This is a genomic window from Vibrio sp. 2092 (assembly GCF_033339635.1).
Lineage (GTDB): Bacteria > Pseudomonadota > Gammaproteobacteria > Enterobacterales > Vibrionaceae > Vibrio > Vibrio alginolyticus.
The window spans coordinates 290,301-306,474 of record NZ_JAWOUY010000004.1; the positions used below are offsets into that span (position 1 = coordinate 290,301).

Sequence of the window (16,174 nt, forward strand, 5' to 3'; positions counted from 1 at the left end):
GTTTGCCATCCTCTTAGAATAGTACTTGGTTACCTAGCGTAAACCGTGCAGAAATTCGGCACGCGTTGCTGGGTTGCTCTTGAAGATGCCACCCAATGCAGTTGTTGTCGTTTCGCTGGTTGCATCCATCACACCGCGAGATTTCACGCAGTAGTGTGTTGCGTCAATCGTCACTGCCACATCATCGGACTCAAGCAGCGTTTGAAGTGCAACAAGAATTTGCTGAGTCATACGTTCTTGAACTTGTGGACGCTGCGCAAAGAAGCGAACGATACGGTTGATCTTTGACAGGCCAATGATCTTGCCACGTGGAATGTAAGCCACAGCAGCCTTGCCATCGATGGTCACAAGGTGGTGTTCACAAGTACTGGTCACTGTGATGTCCTTCACGCGAACCATCTCGCTCACGTTCATCTTGTTCTCAATCACCGTGATTTTAGGAAAGTTGGAGTAATCCAGACCAGAGAAGATTTCGTCAACGTACATCTTAGCAATGCGGTGAGGGGTTTCTTCTAGGCTATCGTCAGTGAGGTCAAGTTGAAGTAGACCTAAAATCTCACGCATGTGGTGTTCGATCTTCTCTTTCTTCTCTTCACGACTTACGTTGTTTGGGCGCATTGGCGTTTCCAAACCGCGTTGCTCTAGCGCTTCTTTTACTAACTTCGCTGACTCGCTAAGACCTGACATTCCACTTCCTCTTTTGTTTTACTTCAGCCTTCGTACAGACCCAATCAAAATTGCATTCATACTTTTCGCTTTGAGTTGCTCAGTTCGTGTCTTTACACCAAGTCACATCAGATGAAGGTACTGAGCTGATTTTCTTGAGCTCCGCAGGTTTTTTACCCCTTTTGGATGGCTGACAAGGATACTCGGATTTTTGAATAATTACACCCATATTTTATAGGTGGACATTCTTACTCAGTCCCCTTTTATGGTAAAGTTGCCACAAAACAAAAGAACACAGGATTTTCTCAATGGGCTGCTGCGACGCACCTGGCTTGATGCCAATTGAAGAAGCGATGGACAAAATGTTATCGCGAATCAAACCTATCCAAACAACGCTTTCTCTTCCACTTGCTGAAGCACTCGGTTTTGTACTGGCAGAAGAAATCTTGTCTCCTATCCACGTACCGCCATTCGACAACTCAGCAATGGATGGCTACGCTATTCGCATTCAAGATCTTGAGTCATCTTCTGTATTGCCTCTGGCAGGTAAATCATTTGCAGGACAACCTTTTGAAGGTGAATGGCCTCAAGGTACCTGTGTTCGCATCATGACTGGCGCAAAAATCCCACAGGGTTGTGATGCCGTTATCATGCAAGAAAACACTGAAGTGACAGATGATGGCATTCAGTTCAACCAAACCGACGTGAAGCCACAAAACAACATCCGCCCAACAGGTGACGACATCAAGCAAGGCGACATCGTACTGGCAAAAGGTGCACGTTTGACACCTCGCGATATTCCGATGATTGCGTCTCTTGGTATAAGCCATGTGACAGTAGTACGTAAGCCAAAAGTTGCTTTCTTCTCTACTGGTGATGAACTTAAACCACTGGGCGAGCCGCTAGACGAAGGCCAAATCTACGACAGCAACCGTTACGGCATTAAACCACTTATTGAGAACTTCGGTTGTGAAGCAGTTGATCTTGGCATCATTCCAGATTGCCCAGAGACTCTGAAAGCAACTTTTGAGAAAGCACAAACATTGGCAGATGTGGTCGTGACCTCAGGCGGTGTCAGTGTGGGCGAAGCGGATTACACCAAAGACATTCTTGAAGAACTTGGGGAAATCGGTTTCTGGAAGCTAGCAATCAAGCCGGGTAAACCTTTCGCGTTTGGTAAGCTAAGTACAGCTTGGTTCTGTGGTCTGCCGGGGAACCCGGTTTCTGCAGTTCTTACTATGTACGTGCTTGTTCAACCAATGCTGGCAAAACTTGCAGGCCATACAGAATGGAAAGCACCCGAGTCTATTCCGGCAACAACCAAAACCGCCTTTAAGAAAGCGCCAGGTCGTACCGATTACCAACGTGGTATCTACACATTAGAAGATGGCAAGTTTGTGGTTGAAACAACGGGCAACCAAAGCTCTGGTGCGTTCCGCTCAATGAGCCTAGCGAACTGCTTTGTTGTATTGGAACGTGAACGCGGCCGAGTTGAAGTGGGCGAAACGGTTCAGATTCAACTATTCAACTCAACCCTTTACTAGGAAGTCGTTGTGGATATTCTTTCCGATCAGGAAATGCTGCGTTACAACCGCCAAATCATTCTTCGTCAGTTTGACTTTGAAGGACAAGAAGCACTCAAACAAGCATCAGTATTGATGCTTGGTGCTGGCGGTTTAGGCTGTGCATCAAGCCAATATTTGGCCACTGCTGGTGTCGGTAAAGTTACGCTGATTGATGATGATATCGTCGAGTTGTCTAATCTTCAGCGCCAAGTTCTGCACCACGATGCGGATATTGGTCGTAAGAAGGTCGAATCGGCTGCTGATGCACTACGCGAACTTAACCCGTACATTATCGTAGATACCATCGAAAAACGTCTTGATGATACAGAGCTAAAAAGCTTGATCGAAAAGCACACAATTGTTGTCGATGCATCAGATAACGTCGATACGCGTAATCAACTTAACCGCCTATGTTTTGCAACCAAAACACCGCTAATTTCAGGCGCGGCTATTCGTATGGAAGGCCAAGTGAGCGTGTTTACTTATGATGACCCAGCGCAACCATGTTACCAGTGCTTAAGTGCCCTCTTCGGCAGCGGTGCGTTAAGTTGTGTCGAAGCCGGAGTCATGGCTCCTGTTGTGGGTATTGTTGGCGCAGTACAAGCGATGGAGACGATTAAAGTGATTGCTGATTACGGCCAACCAAAGAAAGGCAAAATTCTGATTTTGGACGCGCTCAGCATGTCTTGGCGAGAAATGAATCTGATGAAAATGCCAACCTGTCCGGTTTGTAGTTAGTTCTAAACCTCTAATCATTCCCAAAAAGCCCAACTCGATGTTGGGCTTTTTTCTCATTTTGACAATCAGATTTAAAACCCTTCTTCTTACAAATTTTAACTTCATAAAATTCAACAATTTAAAAGTTGGCACATTCCTTTCATTGCATATATCACGAACCAATGAGAGGGCGAATTATGAAAAGGACATCACTACTACTTGGGTCTCTAATAGTGAGCGCTTATGCACAAGCGGCGCCATTTGATACGTGCCCAAGCCAAGCATACCTATTCCAATCAACCCCGGTTCAAATCTATGGCGTCAATTTGGTTACAGGCTCTACGACTCTTTTAGAGGACGACACAGGTTTGGCTTCGGGCATCAACGGTGTAGGCTTTAACTTCACTGACCGTTATATCTACGGCTACGACACCACAAACAAAAAGATTGTTCGTCTTGGTAAAGACTTCCAAGCAGAGACGCTTGATGTTTCGGGCCTTCCTACCGACCACACGTTTTACGTAGGTGACGTTTACAACCACGTCTACTACTTGTACCGCAAAGGCAAAGGACTTTTCTCCATTGACCTTTCTCCGCTCGATTCTGATCCAAATGCGACATTGAGCATCGTGAAAATTAGCTCAACAGCGACAGTGAACCTAACCGACTTTGCATTCCATCCAGGTGATGGCTCCCTTTACGGCATCGACAACAACTCTGGTGTGCTATATCAGTTCAACCCATCAAACGGTAGCGCAACTGCGATAGGTGACACAGGTGAGAAAGGCACATTTGGTGCTGGCTACTTCGATGTAAACGGCAACTACTACGTGTCACGTAACCAAGATGGCAAAATCTATCGCGTTGACCTTTCGGAAGGTAACGCAGCCAATATCGCAGCAGGTATCGTTCCTGCGGTTGAGTTTGTATCCAACGGTCCAAGCTCAAGCCAAAATGACGGTGCACGTTGTGCAAATGCTCCGGTGATTAACGAAGACGAGCCAATTGATTTCGGTGATGCTCCAGACAGCTACCACACAACACTTGCGTCAAACGGTCCTCGTCACGAAGTGGACGGTGTAACTTGGCTTGGTTCCGTCGCTCCAGATGGTGATGCCGACGGACAGGCAAACGATAACTCTGTGGGCACAGCCGATGAAGATGGTGTTGGTTTTGTATCCGCACTTGATCCAGGCTTAAGCTCAATTGTGAATGTGACAGCTTCTACTTCTGGCTACCTATCAGCATGGTTTGACTGGAACCGCGATGGTGACTTTGATGATGAAGGTGAGCAAGTCTTTACCGACCAATTACTGTCTGCGGGTAATAATCCCCTACCGTTTGTAGTTTCAACCGCTGCAACGGAAGGTTCAAGCTGGAGTCGATTCCGCTTTAGCCAACAAACCGGATTAAACTACGATGGTGGTTCGACGTCTGGTGAGGTGGAAGATTACCCAATTACCATCACTGGTAATGGTTACTCAGTGGAGTATTTCCCGAGTGCAGAAGATTACGCCACCGTGGCTTACGAAGATAACTGGCCATACACCGCAGACTACGACATGAACGATGTGGTCGTGAAATTCCGCATCACTGAAACCAGTCTTGCTGGTCATGTTGAGAATATCCAGATTACAGGTGACCTAGCGGCCTACGGCGCAAGTTACAAAAATGGCTTCGCAATCCGACTACCGGGTGTATTGAGAAGCTCGATTGAAAACGGATTAACAACGCTATCCTTCAATGGTGTAGAACAAGCATCTAATGGTTTGGAAAGTATTTCTGATGAAGCAATTTTCATCATCAGTGAAGACTTAAGCACACACGCGGCGAGCAGCTGTAGCTACTTCCGTACCGAGTCTGGCTGTGATGATAACGTTTCACTCACCTTTACCTTGAATGTGTACTTCACCGAAGGCTCTGACCGTTCAGCCATTCAAGCCATGCCATACGACCCGTTCATCTTCGCAACGCCGGGGACTTACCATGGCGACGGGATTACCTTCCAACCAGGTCGTAAATGGGAAGTTCACTTAGCAGACCAAGCACCAACAGAACAGTTTGATGACCAAAACCTCTTCGGTGTCGGCGTCGATGCAAGTGACCCTGCACAAGGAGTGTACTTCAAAACAGCAAACAACTTACCTTGGGCACTGCTGATAGTAGAAGATTGGGATTGGCCGCTAGAGCGTGTAGACATGGTCGATGCATACCCTCAATTCCAAACTTGGGCTGAGTCTGGTGGCGAACTAAGCACAGATTGGCACACCTCTCCAACACCTAACAAATGCTACATTCCATAGGGAGATAACATTATGAAAGCACTTATCACAATCATCATGGGATTAGCACTAATGGCTTGTGGCGGAGGCGGCGGTGGTGGTAACAGTACACCACCTCCACCAACCCAAACCACGGTGCCAGAGGAAGATACTACCCAGCAGGAAGAAACTACTGAAGAAGAGACAACGGTAACAGTGGAAGATGCAACCATGCATGATCTAGTAGTACCAGATGGCTTTAGCTACAACCCAGTGACGGAAGGTACGCTCAATGTAGACATCAGTGGTTTCTCTTCACAACGAGCACACCTAAGCGTGTACAAAGAGTTTGTCGAGAACAGTTCAGGTAACTACGATGCAAAATACCCAAGCAAAGTCGCATCGGTTCCACTCAACAATGGTACAGCAAATGTCGACTTTAATGTTTCTGATAGCCAAGGTAGCCTACTTGTTGAAATTTGGTTCTATGACGGTAGTGACCCAATTCAGAAAGTGATTACTTCTGGAGACAACACTTGGACCATGTAACTAGATAGATTGAAGGCATAGCGAAAGCGCCCCTTCATCATAAATCTTCAATCTCAAGCTTAAAAATCGCATCGTTCTTTTGAACATGCGATTTTTTTGTTGTAAAACAGTAAGATTATCCACCTAACAAACTAAAGACAATGCAAGCACTGATTAGTACTGATGAACTCAATAGCCTTCTCGGCCAACCTAACGTCAAGCTCCTCGACGCTAGTATTGCGTTTCAAATCCCTTCTGAAGGCAAAAAGATTCAAGATAAGTGGATTCCAAATACTTTACGCTTTGATTACGACAATGACTTTTGCTTACCCGGCTCCTCCCTACCGCATATGATGCCAACAGAAGAAGGCTTCAACCAAAGTGCGCAACAACTCGGTTTGAACAACGAAGACTTGATTGTGGTTTATGACAACTCAGGCACTTTAGCGGCACCAAGAGCTTGGTGGATGTTCAAAGCCATGGGGCATGACAATGTTCGAGTCTTAAATGGCGGTCTTCCAGCTTGGATTGAAGCAGGACTCCCTGCCGAAAGTGCCCTATCGCAACCAAGCGAAGAAGGCAACTTTACGGGTAAGCTCAACCAAAATGCCTTTTTGAGTGCACAAGATGTTCTTGCTCATTCAACCAATAAAAGTGCCAATATCATCGATGCCAGAGCCAAAGCTCGCTTCCTTGGTGAAGTGCCTGAGCCACGAGAAGGTCTACGTAGTGGGCACATTCCAAATTCGGTTTGCTTACCGTTTCAAGAACTCTTGACCAACGGTCACATTAAACCAAATTCAGAGTTGCAACAGATATTTAGCGCACTAACGATAGATAGTGACAATTCGATTATTTTTAGTTGCGGTTCCGGTGTAACCGCATGCATTTTATTACTCGCGGCGTATCAAATTGGTCTGGACAACCTGTCGGTGTACGACGGTTCTTGGACCGAATGGGGTGCAGACCACTCTCTACCTATCGAGTGTTAAGACAAGTGTCTGTTTAACAAAGTATCTTACGTTTATCTAAAGATGATGTGTTCCAATAAACTAAACGCAGCTTCTAAACCAAACTTGTCATTTCGAAATAGAAACTGGCTATGAGTGATTTGTCCCTCCTCATAGCCTGACTACATCAAAAGCCGACTATTTCCGTTAGCGTTCAGATGTCGCGTTACCGTGCATTTGCTCATCTAAGTTGAGCACGGTTAATGCGTTGCTAACGCTCGTGGCGATCACGTCTATCGCTCCAGTTCTTAATGCTCCGAGTAGAGCGAGTGGCTTGCTGTTCTCAGCTGCGATCGCAATAACTTCCGAGATCGGCCGAAACTCTTCAATACCAAGTCCAATTACTCGGTCACTCATTACCGTGTTCGCTACATTACCGTGAATATCAAAGAAGTCATAACCTGCAAAATCCCCTACCACACCTTGTTGAAGTCTCGACTGAACCACTTCATCAGGCGTAAACCAACCTAAGTCGACCATGTAACTGTTTTCGCTCATGTCACCAATACCAACCAAAGCGACATCGGCTTTACGCGCTAGGTCGAGCGTTTGTTTCACGGTTGCATTTTGCATGAAGGCCAACTTCTGTTCTCTATTTTCTGCGTATGCCGGCGCATAAAGGGTTTCAGAGGTTCCCCCATACTTCTTCGCCAACTGACGACAAATATGGTCGGCGTTATACATACCGCCACGCGGGTGAATACCACCAATGCCACACACAAATTTACAGTCACGCGGCGTAATAACACCTATATGGTGAGCGACGGACGATACGTTGCGCCCTTGTCCGACCGTCACCACCATGCCGTTTTTGAGCGTGCTAGTGAGATAATTGGACACCAATCCCGATACCTGTAGTCGTTGCGCTTCTTCATTCGGTTGATCAAGAGCAACAAGCGCGCGCTTAACGCCGAATCGCTCGATCAAACGTTGTTCGATCTTGGCGCTGAACACCGGATGGTATTTAACGGTAATTTCAACAATGCCTTCATCACGCGCCTGCTTGAGCATTCGCCCGACCTTTGCGCGTGATATGGCAAATTTTCTCGATATCTCTTCCTGAGTCGCACCGTCTTGATAATACGCGACGGAAATCTCTGTCAACAAATCCGTGTTTTCAATGGAAATATCTTGATTAGAACTGCTCATGGTTTCTCTCGCCCTTTAAGAGGATCGATATTGTATGCAATAAGTGAACATATGCTCATTGACTTAGCATATGTTCTTTATCAATTTAAACGCTACATTTGCTCATCGCAATAACATTTTCTCACTACAATTTTTTACCCTCTTGGACAACGCTCAAGCTTTGAACAATAAGGGCAAACGTTTATTTGGGTTAACCACTAAACACACAGTAAAAAAACGTTGATGAAGTTCACTATAAGTCCATTTCAGCGATTGACTTTCAGCATAGATAGGATAAATATGGACACATCATTTACTCAGCTATCGATCAAATGTTCATAGCATTTGTTCGGTAACGAAATTTTCCGTAGTTGGCTGAGCAGATGTCTCATTAAATGCGATGAGACGGTTAGCTAACTCGCTTGCAAATGCACAAGCTGTGATAACAAAAATCACGCTTAAGCCCATTTAAATAGGATGATCGATTATGAGCAACAAGTTAGAGCAACTTCGTAAACTAACGACTGTAGTAGCAGACACTGGCGAAATTGATGCAATTAAAAAGTATCAGCCAGAAGACGCAACAACTAACCCTTCTCTTATCCTTAAAGCCGCTCAAATCGCAGAGTACGCACCTCTAATCGATGCTTCAATCGAATACGCTAAAGCACAGAGCAACGACAAAGCTCAACAAGTTCAAGATACTTGTGACATGCTTGCAGTAAACATCGGTAAAGAAATCCTAAAAACTATCCCAGGTCGTATCTCTACAGAAGTAGACGCTCGTCTATCTTACGATATGGAAGGCAGCGTAGCGAAAGCTCGTCAACTAGTGAAAATGTACAACGATGCTGGCATCACTAACGACCGTATCCTTATCAAACTGGCTTCAACTTGGGAAGGCATTCGCGCAGCTGAGATCCTAGAAAAAGAAGGCATCAACTGTAACCTAACGCTTCTATTCTCGTTCGCTCAAGCACGTGCTTGTGCAGAAGCGGGTGTATTCCTAATCTCGCCATTCGTTGGTCGTATCATGGACTGGTACAAAGCGAAAGAAGGCCGTGACTTCGAAGCTCAAGAAGATCCAGGCGTACTATCTGTAACTAAGATCTACAACTACTACAAAGAATACGGCTACAAAACTGTAGTTATGGGCGCAAGCTTCCGTAACATCGGTGAGATCTTAGAACTAGCTGGTTGTGACCGTCTAACTATAGCTCCTGCTCTACTTGCAGAACTAGAAGCAGCTGAAGGTGAAGTAGTTGAGAAACTAGTTGATTCTAAAGGCGCAGCTGAGCGTCCAGCACCAATGACTCACGCTGAGTTCCTATGGGAACATAACCAAGACCCAATGGCTGTTGAGAAGCTGGCTGAAGGTATCCGCAACTTCGCCGTTGACCAAGGCAAACTAGAAGCGATGATCGAAGCTAAGCTTTAATTGCTTACCAAAAGCGAGTAGCCCGTCTACTCGCTTTTACCATCAGCACTATTTTCAAAAAATTCTATTTGAACTTGTTTCGGCGAGTTCCCTCTATTTAAATCAAATATCGAGAAGTAATCACTATGGATCGTAAACATCTAGCAAATGCAATCCGTGCGCTAAGCATGGATGGTGTTCAACAAGCTAACTCTGGTCACCCAGGTGCACCTATGGGTATGGCTGACATCGCTGAAGTTCTTTGGCGCTCTCATCTAAACCACAACCCATCAAACCCTGAGTGGGCAGACCGCGACCGTTTCGTACTGTCTAACGGCCACGGCTCAATGCTGATTTACTCTCTACTGCACCTTGCAGGTTACGAGTTGTCTATCGACGATCTGAAAAACTTCCGTCAGCTTCACTCTAAAACTCCTGGTCACCCAGAGTATGGTTACGCGCCAGGTATCGAGACCACAACGGGTCCGCTAGGTCAAGGCATCACTAACGCGGTTGGTATGGCTCTAGCTGAAAAAGCGCTAGCAGCGCAATTCAACAAAGAAGGCCACGACATCGTTGACCACTTCACTTACGTGTTCATGGGCGACGGCTGTCTGATGGAAGGTATTTCGCACGAGGCATGTTCTCTTGCAGGTACTCTTGGTCTAGGCAAGCTGATCGCATTCTGGGATGACAACGGCATCTCTATCGACGGTCACGTTGAAGGTTGGTTCTCTGACGACACACCTAAGCGTTTCGAAGCTTACGGTTGGCACGTAATCCCTGCAGTCGATGGTCACGATGCTGACGCAATCAACGCAGCAATTGAAGCAGCGAAAGCGGATCCACGTCCTACACTTATCTGTACTAAGACTATCATCGGTTTTGGTTCACCAAACAAATCTGGTTCACACGATTGTCACGGTGCGCCACTAGGTGCAGAAGAAATCGCAGCAACACGCAAAGAACTAGGTTGGGAGCACGGTCCTTTTGAAATTCCGCAAGAAGTCTACGCAGAATGGTCAGCGAAAGAAACAGGCGCAGCTAAGGAAGCAGCGTGGAACGAGAAATTTGCAGCTTATGAAGCAGCGTACCCTGAGCTGGCAGCTGAATTTAAACGCCGCGTAAACGGTGAGCTTCCTGCACAGTGGGAAGAGAAAGCAAGCCAAATCATTGCTGATCTTCAAGCTAACCCAGCAAACATTGCATCACGTAAAGCGTCTCAAAATGCTCTAGAAGCATTTGGTGCTCTACTACCAGAGTTCATGGGTGGCTCTGCTGACCTAGCACCTTCTAACCTAACCATGTGGTCTGGTTCTAAGTCTCTAGAAGCAAGCGACTTCTCTGGTAACTACATCCACTACGGCGTACGTGAATTCGGTATGACAGCGATCATGAACGGTATCGCGCTACACGGTGGTTTCGTTCCTTACGGCGCAACATTCCTAATGTTCATGGAGTACGCACGTAACGCAATGCGTATGGCTGCGCTGATGAAAATTCAGAACATCCAAGTGTACACGCATGACTCTATCGGTCTTGGCGAAGATGGTCCAACTCACCAACCAGTTGAGCAAATGGCATCGCTACGCCTAACACCAAACATGAGCACATGGCGTCCATGTGACCAAGTTGAGTCCGCTGTAGCTTGGAAACTAGCGATTGAACGTAAAGATGCACCGACAGCACTTATCTTCTCTCGTCAAAACCTTGCGCAACAAGAGCGCACAGCAGAACAAGTAGCAGACATCGCGAAAGGTGCTTACATTCTGAAAGATTGCGAAGGCAAGCCTGAGCTAATCCTTATCGCAACAGGTTCTGAAGTTGAACTAGCAGTAGAAGCAGCAGCACAGCTAACTACTGAAGGTAAGAAAGTACGCGTTGTTTCAATGCCATCAACAGATGCGTTTGACAAACAAGACGCCGCTTACCGTGAAGCTGTACTGCCATCAGACGTAACAGCGCGTATCGCAATTGAAGCAGGTATTGCTGACTTCTGGTACAAGTACGTAGGCTTCGACGGTCGCATCATTGGTATGACTTCATTCGGTGAATCTGCACCAGCCGGCGAACTATTCAAAATGTTTGGTTTCACGACTGAAAACGTAGTGCACACAGCAAAAGAGCTACTCGCGTAATTGCAGTAAAAAGATAGTCAGTTTTCTCTATTGCGAATGTGAAAACTGAAAAGCCCCACCAGCAATGGCGGGGCTTTCTTTTATCTGGCTCCTATTCGCATAAACGCAGCCAGGACATAAACATTACAACTTTCGTTACGACTATTTGTCTTCAAATCGAAGTGCGAGCTGATAGAAATCTTGTACTTGGTCTTTTAACTGCCGGCTGTTTTGTTCCACTGAATGTGTTGCTGCCAAGTTTTGTTCTGCGGTCGAAGCGATAGAATGAATGTGCTGGTTTACATCACTAGATAGCTTTAACTGGTTATTCGCCGCTTCTGCTACATCAACCATCAGCCCACTCATGGTTTGCATCATCTGTTCAACTTCAGACAAACGCAACGCGCTTTGTTCTGCTACTTGAGAACAGGCATCGGTTTGCTCTTTGTTTGCCAGAATATCTTTCTGCCAACTTTGAATCGTTGCCAACATAGTGGAGATAGAAGCTTGGATTTGTTCAGTTGCATTGGATGTGCGCCCAGAAAGCGCGCGGACCTCATCAGCTACAACAGCAAAACCACGACCTTGCTCCCCTGCCCTTGCTGCTTCAATCGCCGCGTTAAGTGCCAGTAAATTGGTTTGCTCTGCGATCCCACCAATCTCTTCCATCAAATGGTTCACCTTCTGCGCCTGATCACTCAGTTGATACGTCGTTTCCGTCGCTTTTTCAGCTTGAAGGCTTAACTTCGCTAGATTGGTGTGCGTTTGATCGATGGTCTCCTTCGCCATCAAGCATGACTTCAATGTATCATCAATCAACATATGGGCATCATTGGTACTCGAAGAAACCGAATTTGCCGACGACTCCACCTCTTGGGTAGCATCTCGCACACGATGAATATCGGTATTTTGCTGATTTAATGCAGCCGAGACTTCTGCCGTTGTTTGACTAAGCTCTTCGGCGCAATGCTGCAAAGGCAATGCGGAGTCAGTCATTCTTCCTAACACGGTTCGAATTCTTGCGGATAGCATTTTGATATGGAAATCGGCAATCGAAAATGCCGTGTTACCGGAATAGATCAAGCGACTTACGCTGTCATATTGCTTTTGTAACTTTTTAAGTTGCTGAGGTGTATCAATTAACTCTTGGCGGAATAACAGAGCCAGAACACTTGCAGGTAACGCACTTGCAAGCCAAGCCAACGGCCCTTCAACAGACAACGCATATGCGGTTGCAGGTGCGGTTAGTGCACCAAGTAGAATCGCATAGCGAATGGTTTCATTGATTTTCAACGACCAAGTTCGACCAGACTTCTCTGCAGCACGCATGCTTTTGTAGGCTTTTGTCGCAATATCAACCCACTCTCGCTTTGGTTTCACGCGCACTGATTGATACCCAACAACATGGTTGTCTTCGTAGATAGGGGTGACATAAGCATCAACCCAATAGTAACCGCCAGACTTAGTGGCATTCTTAACCATTCCACGCCAGGCTTTACCTTGTTTAAGGCGTGCCCACATGTCACCGAAAGCGGCTTTAGGCATATCATTATGACGAACTATATTGTGGTTCTGACCGACAAGTTCTTCGTGAGTGTATTCAGCAACGCGGCAAAAGGCTTCATTACAATATGTAATAACACCTTGTAAGTTCGTTGTTGAGACGAGTTCCTCAGACTCCCTCACGAGAGTTTCTTGAGCTTTATGAGAAATATTGGCTGACATAGACGAAACTTCTTTAGTTTTTATTGATTTTCGGCAAGATATATACAGGATTTTTATTTTTATTACAAAAAGTTAGATAAAAAGTCTTATCAAATCGACATTTTTATTATGGGAATTCACATTATCGATAAAAACATAAAGAAGAGATTGTTGATTTGAGCTAATAAACAAACCCGGCACGAGCGGCCGGGTTATGTATTAAGACTTAATTAAGCGGTTTGTGATTCTGGCTTTTTATTCGTTTTTAACGCAAACATCGCGATAACGAGTAACACAAATGGAAGAACATACAAATTAAGATTCTGCCAACCTACGGTAGACTCAAGCCAACCAGATAGTAATGCGGTGATGGTGACACAACTGAACACGAAGAATTCATTAAACGCTTGAGCCTTGCTTCTGTTTTTCGCTTCATAGCTTTGACTAAACAGCCCAGTTGCTGCGATAAACATAAAGTTCCACCCTATTCCTAACAGGATTAAAGCAAGACTAAAATGCCAGATAGACACTCCATGTATATTAATTCCAATACAAGCAACAAATAGCAATCCACCCGCCAAAATCATATTCTTAGCGCCAAACCGCTCTATCAGACGGCCCGTGACAAACGCAGGTGCAAACATACCCAACACGTGCCATTCGATCACTCCCGCCGCTTTATCAAAATCAAAGCCACAACCAATCATCGCTAAAGGAGTTGCTGTCATTAAAATGTTCATCACCGCGTACGCAACCATTGCCGCGATAACTGCCAGCATGAAATTAGGTCGACGAATAATCAGTCTCAGCTTATCCGCCTTAGCGTGTAGCGCCTGTGTGTGTGCAGGTGGAAAACGAATGGTTTGTAGCACAACCAACGCGGTTATATAAAGCACGACAAGCACAGCAAATGCACTAATGTATAAGCCATCACCTGACCACTGTTGTGAGTACACCGCCAAATTAGGTCCAAGGATCGCCGCTAACACCCCACCCGCCATAGATATCGAAATCGCCCTATGCCTTGCCGACTCTTCACACACTTCAATGGCAGCAAACCTGTATAGAGTACCGAAACCTATACCAACACCAAGCAAAAACGTAGACATGCAGAACAGATAGAAGTTTTGTTGACTTAATGCATACGTCGCTAGACTAGCACCCAAAATGCCAATGACATTGCCAAGGCTAAAACCAAGGCGACGCCCTAACTTGCCCATAATTAGCGACGCAGGAATTGTCGCGGCCATCAGTCCCAAAAACTGCAGTGCAACTGGTAATGTGATAAAACTTGATGACGGCGCAAGTGTTTTGCCAATAAGGGCGATAACAGATATGAGTAAAATATTCCCTGTCATTAATAAGGCTTGGCAGAGGGATAGAAGCCATACATTACGATTCAATTCCAAATTCCTTTTGGTTACAACGTATACAGATAACATATAGGAAAGCAGAAACAATAGAAAGATACGAGAGTAATTCTCAACAAAAAGAGCCAGAGGCATAGTACCTCTGGCTCTTCACTATTCACTTTTCGCTTTTAAAAAGTTTTTCTGTTGAGCTTACTTGTTGCGGCGCGCTTTTACTGCATCAGAAAGCTGACGAAGTACCGTTTCCGTATCTTCCCAACCAATACATGCATCAGTAATCGACTGACCATAAGTGGCTGCTTTGCCATCCACTAAGTCTTGGCGACCTTCAACTAAATGAGACTCGATCATCACACCAAAAATGGCTTCTTCGCCAGCAGAGATTTGTTCGGATACATCATCAGACACCAGCATTTGACGCTTGAACTGCTTCGAGCTGTTAGCATGGCTAAAATCAATCATCACTTTTTTCGGCAGACCTGCAGTGTCCAGCTCATCTTTAATTTGAGCTACATGTGCTGCACTGTAGTTTGGTTCTTTACCGCCACGTAGAATAATATGGCAGTCTGGATTACCAGCGGTTTCTACGATCGCGGAATGACCGTATTTTGTTACTGAAAGGAAGTGATGGGAAGCGCTTGCAGAACGAATCGCGTCGCTCGCTATTTTAATATTCCCGTCTGTACCGTTTTTGAAACCTACAGGACAAGAAAGACCAGAAGCTAGCTCGCGGTGAACCTGAGATTCTGTCGTACGAGCACCGATAGCGCCCCAACTGATCAAATCCGCCACGTACTGAGGTGTGATCATATCTAAGAATTCACTTGCCGTTGGCAAGCCCATATCGGTTAGATCAAGAAGAAGTTTACGTCCGATACGTAGACCATCATTTAGCTTATAGGTGTCATTTAAGTAAGGGTCATTGATAAGGCCTTTCCAACCAACGGTTGTACGCGGCTTTTCAAAATAAACTCGCATAACAACCTCAAGCTGCTCGCCCAGTTCATCACGTAGTACTTTTAGCTTTTTACCGTACTCAACCGCGGCAGCCGGATCGTGAATAGAACACGGGCCAACGATCACGAGTAATCGATCGTCTTTTCCTTCAAGAATATTGTGAATGGCGTTACGGCAATCAAAAGTGGTCGAAGAAGCGGTTTCAGTCGCTGGGAACTTCTCTAATACTGCAACAGGTGGCAATAACTCTTTTACTCTATTTATTCTTACATCATCAGTTTGAAACATTACTTCTACTTCCTGGTTTTATTTCCGACCCCATTCTTACCAACTGAACTCATTGCAACATTGTTCACAAAGCGAGCAGCATCAAGGGCTGTGGTCATTTTCTGTCTAGCGTTTAAGTAACTTATCGGCTTAGGCGTAGACTTGCAATCAGTTTTTGCAAATAAATGCAAATAAAAACCACCTGTTAACCACCGCGCACAATGTAAAGTAAAGTTTACGAAAAAAAGTTCAAAATAATCATCAATTTTCTTATGCACCAAAAAATCTTTACTACAATGTAAGAAATATCAGAAGTTTGTGAGGTATTTTTGGGTAGTAAATGTTGATCAAGTTCAAATATATTGTTGCTTGATATGAAATGATTAGAATATTAAACTAATTTCTTATAAACGCTGGTTTTTTCTAATTTTTTGATAAAACGAAGTAGAAGTTAATATGCAATCAAT

Annotated in this window: 12 protein-coding genes; 7 read left to right on the plus strand and 5 right to left on the minus strand. The window is 45.3% G+C overall.

The annotated features are described in order from the left end of the window. Positions 1-33 precede the first annotated feature (33 nt). Positions 34-687 carry a GTP cyclohydrolase I FolE gene (folE, locus tag R7P80_RS09890; protein WP_005373478.1) on the minus strand — a complete coding sequence of 218 codons (654 nt, stop codon included), beginning with the start codon at positions 685-687 and terminating at the stop codon, positions 34-36. A 287-nt stretch (positions 688-974) separates the two neighbouring features. On the opposite strand from folE, the gene moeA reads away from it, so the two are divergent. The 5 genes from moeA (at position 975) to R7P80_RS09915 (ending at position 6,729) form a co-directional block, all read left to right on the plus strand. Continuing rightward, a complete protein-coding gene (moeA, locus tag R7P80_RS09895; RefSeq protein WP_042522661.1) occupies positions 975-2,210 on the plus strand; it encodes a molybdopterin molybdotransferase MoeA in 1,236 nt (411 codons plus the stop codon). A gap of 9 nt (positions 2,211-2,219) precedes the next feature. Continuing rightward, the gene (moeB, locus tag R7P80_RS09900; protein ID WP_042522662.1) at positions 2,220-2,969 is read left to right on the plus strand and encodes a molybdopterin-synthase adenylyltransferase MoeB; all 750 of its coding nucleotides are present in this window, start codon (positions 2,220-2,222) and stop codon (positions 2,967-2,969) included. A gap of 176 nt (positions 2,970-3,145) precedes the next feature. Continuing rightward, a complete protein-coding gene (locus R7P80_RS09905; protein WP_225491551.1) occupies positions 3,146-5,251 on the plus strand; it encodes an LruC domain-containing protein in 2,106 nt (701 codons plus the stop codon). A 12-nt stretch (positions 5,252-5,263) separates the two neighbouring features. Continuing rightward, a complete protein-coding gene (locus tag R7P80_RS09910) occupies positions 5,264-5,758 on the plus strand; it encodes a hypothetical protein (RefSeq protein ID WP_169629067.1) in 495 nt (164 codons plus the stop codon). A gap of 140 nt (positions 5,759-5,898) precedes the next feature. Then, positions 5,899-6,729, plus strand: a complete 831-nt coding sequence (locus R7P80_RS09915; protein ID WP_206953445.1) for a sulfurtransferase — start codon at positions 5,899-5,901, stop codon at positions 6,727-6,729. Between the two features lie 165 nt (positions 6,730-6,894). On the opposite strand, the gene R7P80_RS09920 is transcribed toward R7P80_RS09915, so the two are convergent. Beyond that, positions 6,895-7,896, minus strand: a complete 1,002-nt coding sequence (locus tag R7P80_RS09920) for a sugar-binding transcriptional regulator (RefSeq protein WP_005387670.1) — start codon at positions 7,894-7,896, stop codon at positions 6,895-6,897. 466 nt (positions 7,897-8,362) lie between these two features. Here R7P80_RS09920 and tal point away from each other — a divergent pair, with 466 nt between their 5' ends. Together tal and tkt are read left to right on the plus strand one after the other, a co-directional pair. Beyond that, positions 8,363-9,313: a transaldolase gene (gene tal, locus R7P80_RS09925; RefSeq protein ID WP_005373488.1), complete on the plus strand. Its 951-nt coding sequence runs from the start codon at positions 8,363-8,365 to the stop codon at positions 9,311-9,313. A 125-nt stretch (positions 9,314-9,438) separates the two neighbouring features. Next, complete coding sequence (gene tkt / locus R7P80_RS09930) at positions 9,439-11,430, plus strand: transketolase (protein WP_225491550.1); 1,992 nt, start codon at positions 9,439-9,441, stop codon at positions 11,428-11,430. A gap of 141 nt (positions 11,431-11,571) precedes the next feature. Here tkt and R7P80_RS09935 read toward each other — a convergent pair whose 3' ends face one another. The 3 genes from R7P80_RS09935 to aroG form a co-directional block, all read right to left on the minus strand. After that, positions 11,572-13,134: a methyl-accepting chemotaxis protein gene (locus tag R7P80_RS09935; protein ID WP_017819900.1), complete on the minus strand. Its 1,563-nt coding sequence runs from the start codon at positions 13,132-13,134 to the stop codon at positions 11,572-11,574. 209 nt (positions 13,135-13,343) lie between these two features. Further along, entirely contained in the window at positions 13,344-14,516 is a 1,173-nt protein-coding gene (locus R7P80_RS09940; RefSeq protein WP_025767923.1) for an MFS transporter, read from the minus strand. A 159-nt stretch (positions 14,517-14,675) separates the two neighbouring features. After that, positions 14,676-15,728 carry a 3-deoxy-7-phosphoheptulonate synthase AroG gene (gene aroG / locus R7P80_RS09945; RefSeq protein ID WP_017635200.1) on the minus strand — a complete coding sequence of 351 codons (1,053 nt, stop codon included), beginning with the start codon at positions 15,726-15,728 and terminating at the stop codon, positions 14,676-14,678. Positions 15,729-16,174 lie beyond the last annotated feature (446 nt).

What these genes read in the sequence shown, in the direction of transcription:
- R7P80_RS09915 (WP_206953445.1), top strand. Translation starts at nt 5,899, where the DNA reads ATGCAAGCACTGATTAGTACTGATGAACTCAATAGCCTTCTCGGCCAA.
- aroG (WP_017635200.1), bottom strand. Translation starts at nt 15,728, where the DNA reads ATGTTTCAAACTGATGATGTAAGAATAAATAGAGTAAAAGAGTTATTG.
- folE (WP_005373478.1), bottom strand. Translation starts at nt 687, where the DNA reads ATGTCAGGTCTTAGCGAGTCAGCGAAGTTAGTAAAAGAAGCGCTAGAG.
- R7P80_RS09935 (WP_017819900.1), bottom strand. Translation starts at nt 13,134, where the DNA reads ATGTCAGCCAATATTTCTCATAAAGCTCAAGAAACTCTCGTGAGGGAG.
- tal (WP_005373488.1), top strand. Translation starts at nt 8,363, where the DNA reads ATGAGCAACAAGTTAGAGCAACTTCGTAAACTAACGACTGTAGTAGCA.
- R7P80_RS09905 (WP_225491551.1), top strand. Translation starts at nt 3,146, where the DNA reads ATGAAAAGGACATCACTACTACTTGGGTCTCTAATAGTGAGCGCTTAT.
- moeA (WP_042522661.1), top strand. Translation starts at nt 975, where the DNA reads ATGGGCTGCTGCGACGCACCTGGCTTGATGCCAATTGAAGAAGCGATG.
- R7P80_RS09920 (WP_005387670.1), bottom strand. Translation starts at nt 7,896, where the DNA reads ATGAGCAGTTCTAATCAAGATATTTCCATTGAAAACACGGATTTGTTG.
- R7P80_RS09910 (WP_169629067.1), top strand. Translation starts at nt 5,264, where the DNA reads ATGAAAGCACTTATCACAATCATCATGGGATTAGCACTAATGGCTTGT.
- tkt (WP_225491550.1), top strand. Translation starts at nt 9,439, where the DNA reads ATGGATCGTAAACATCTAGCAAATGCAATCCGTGCGCTAAGCATGGAT.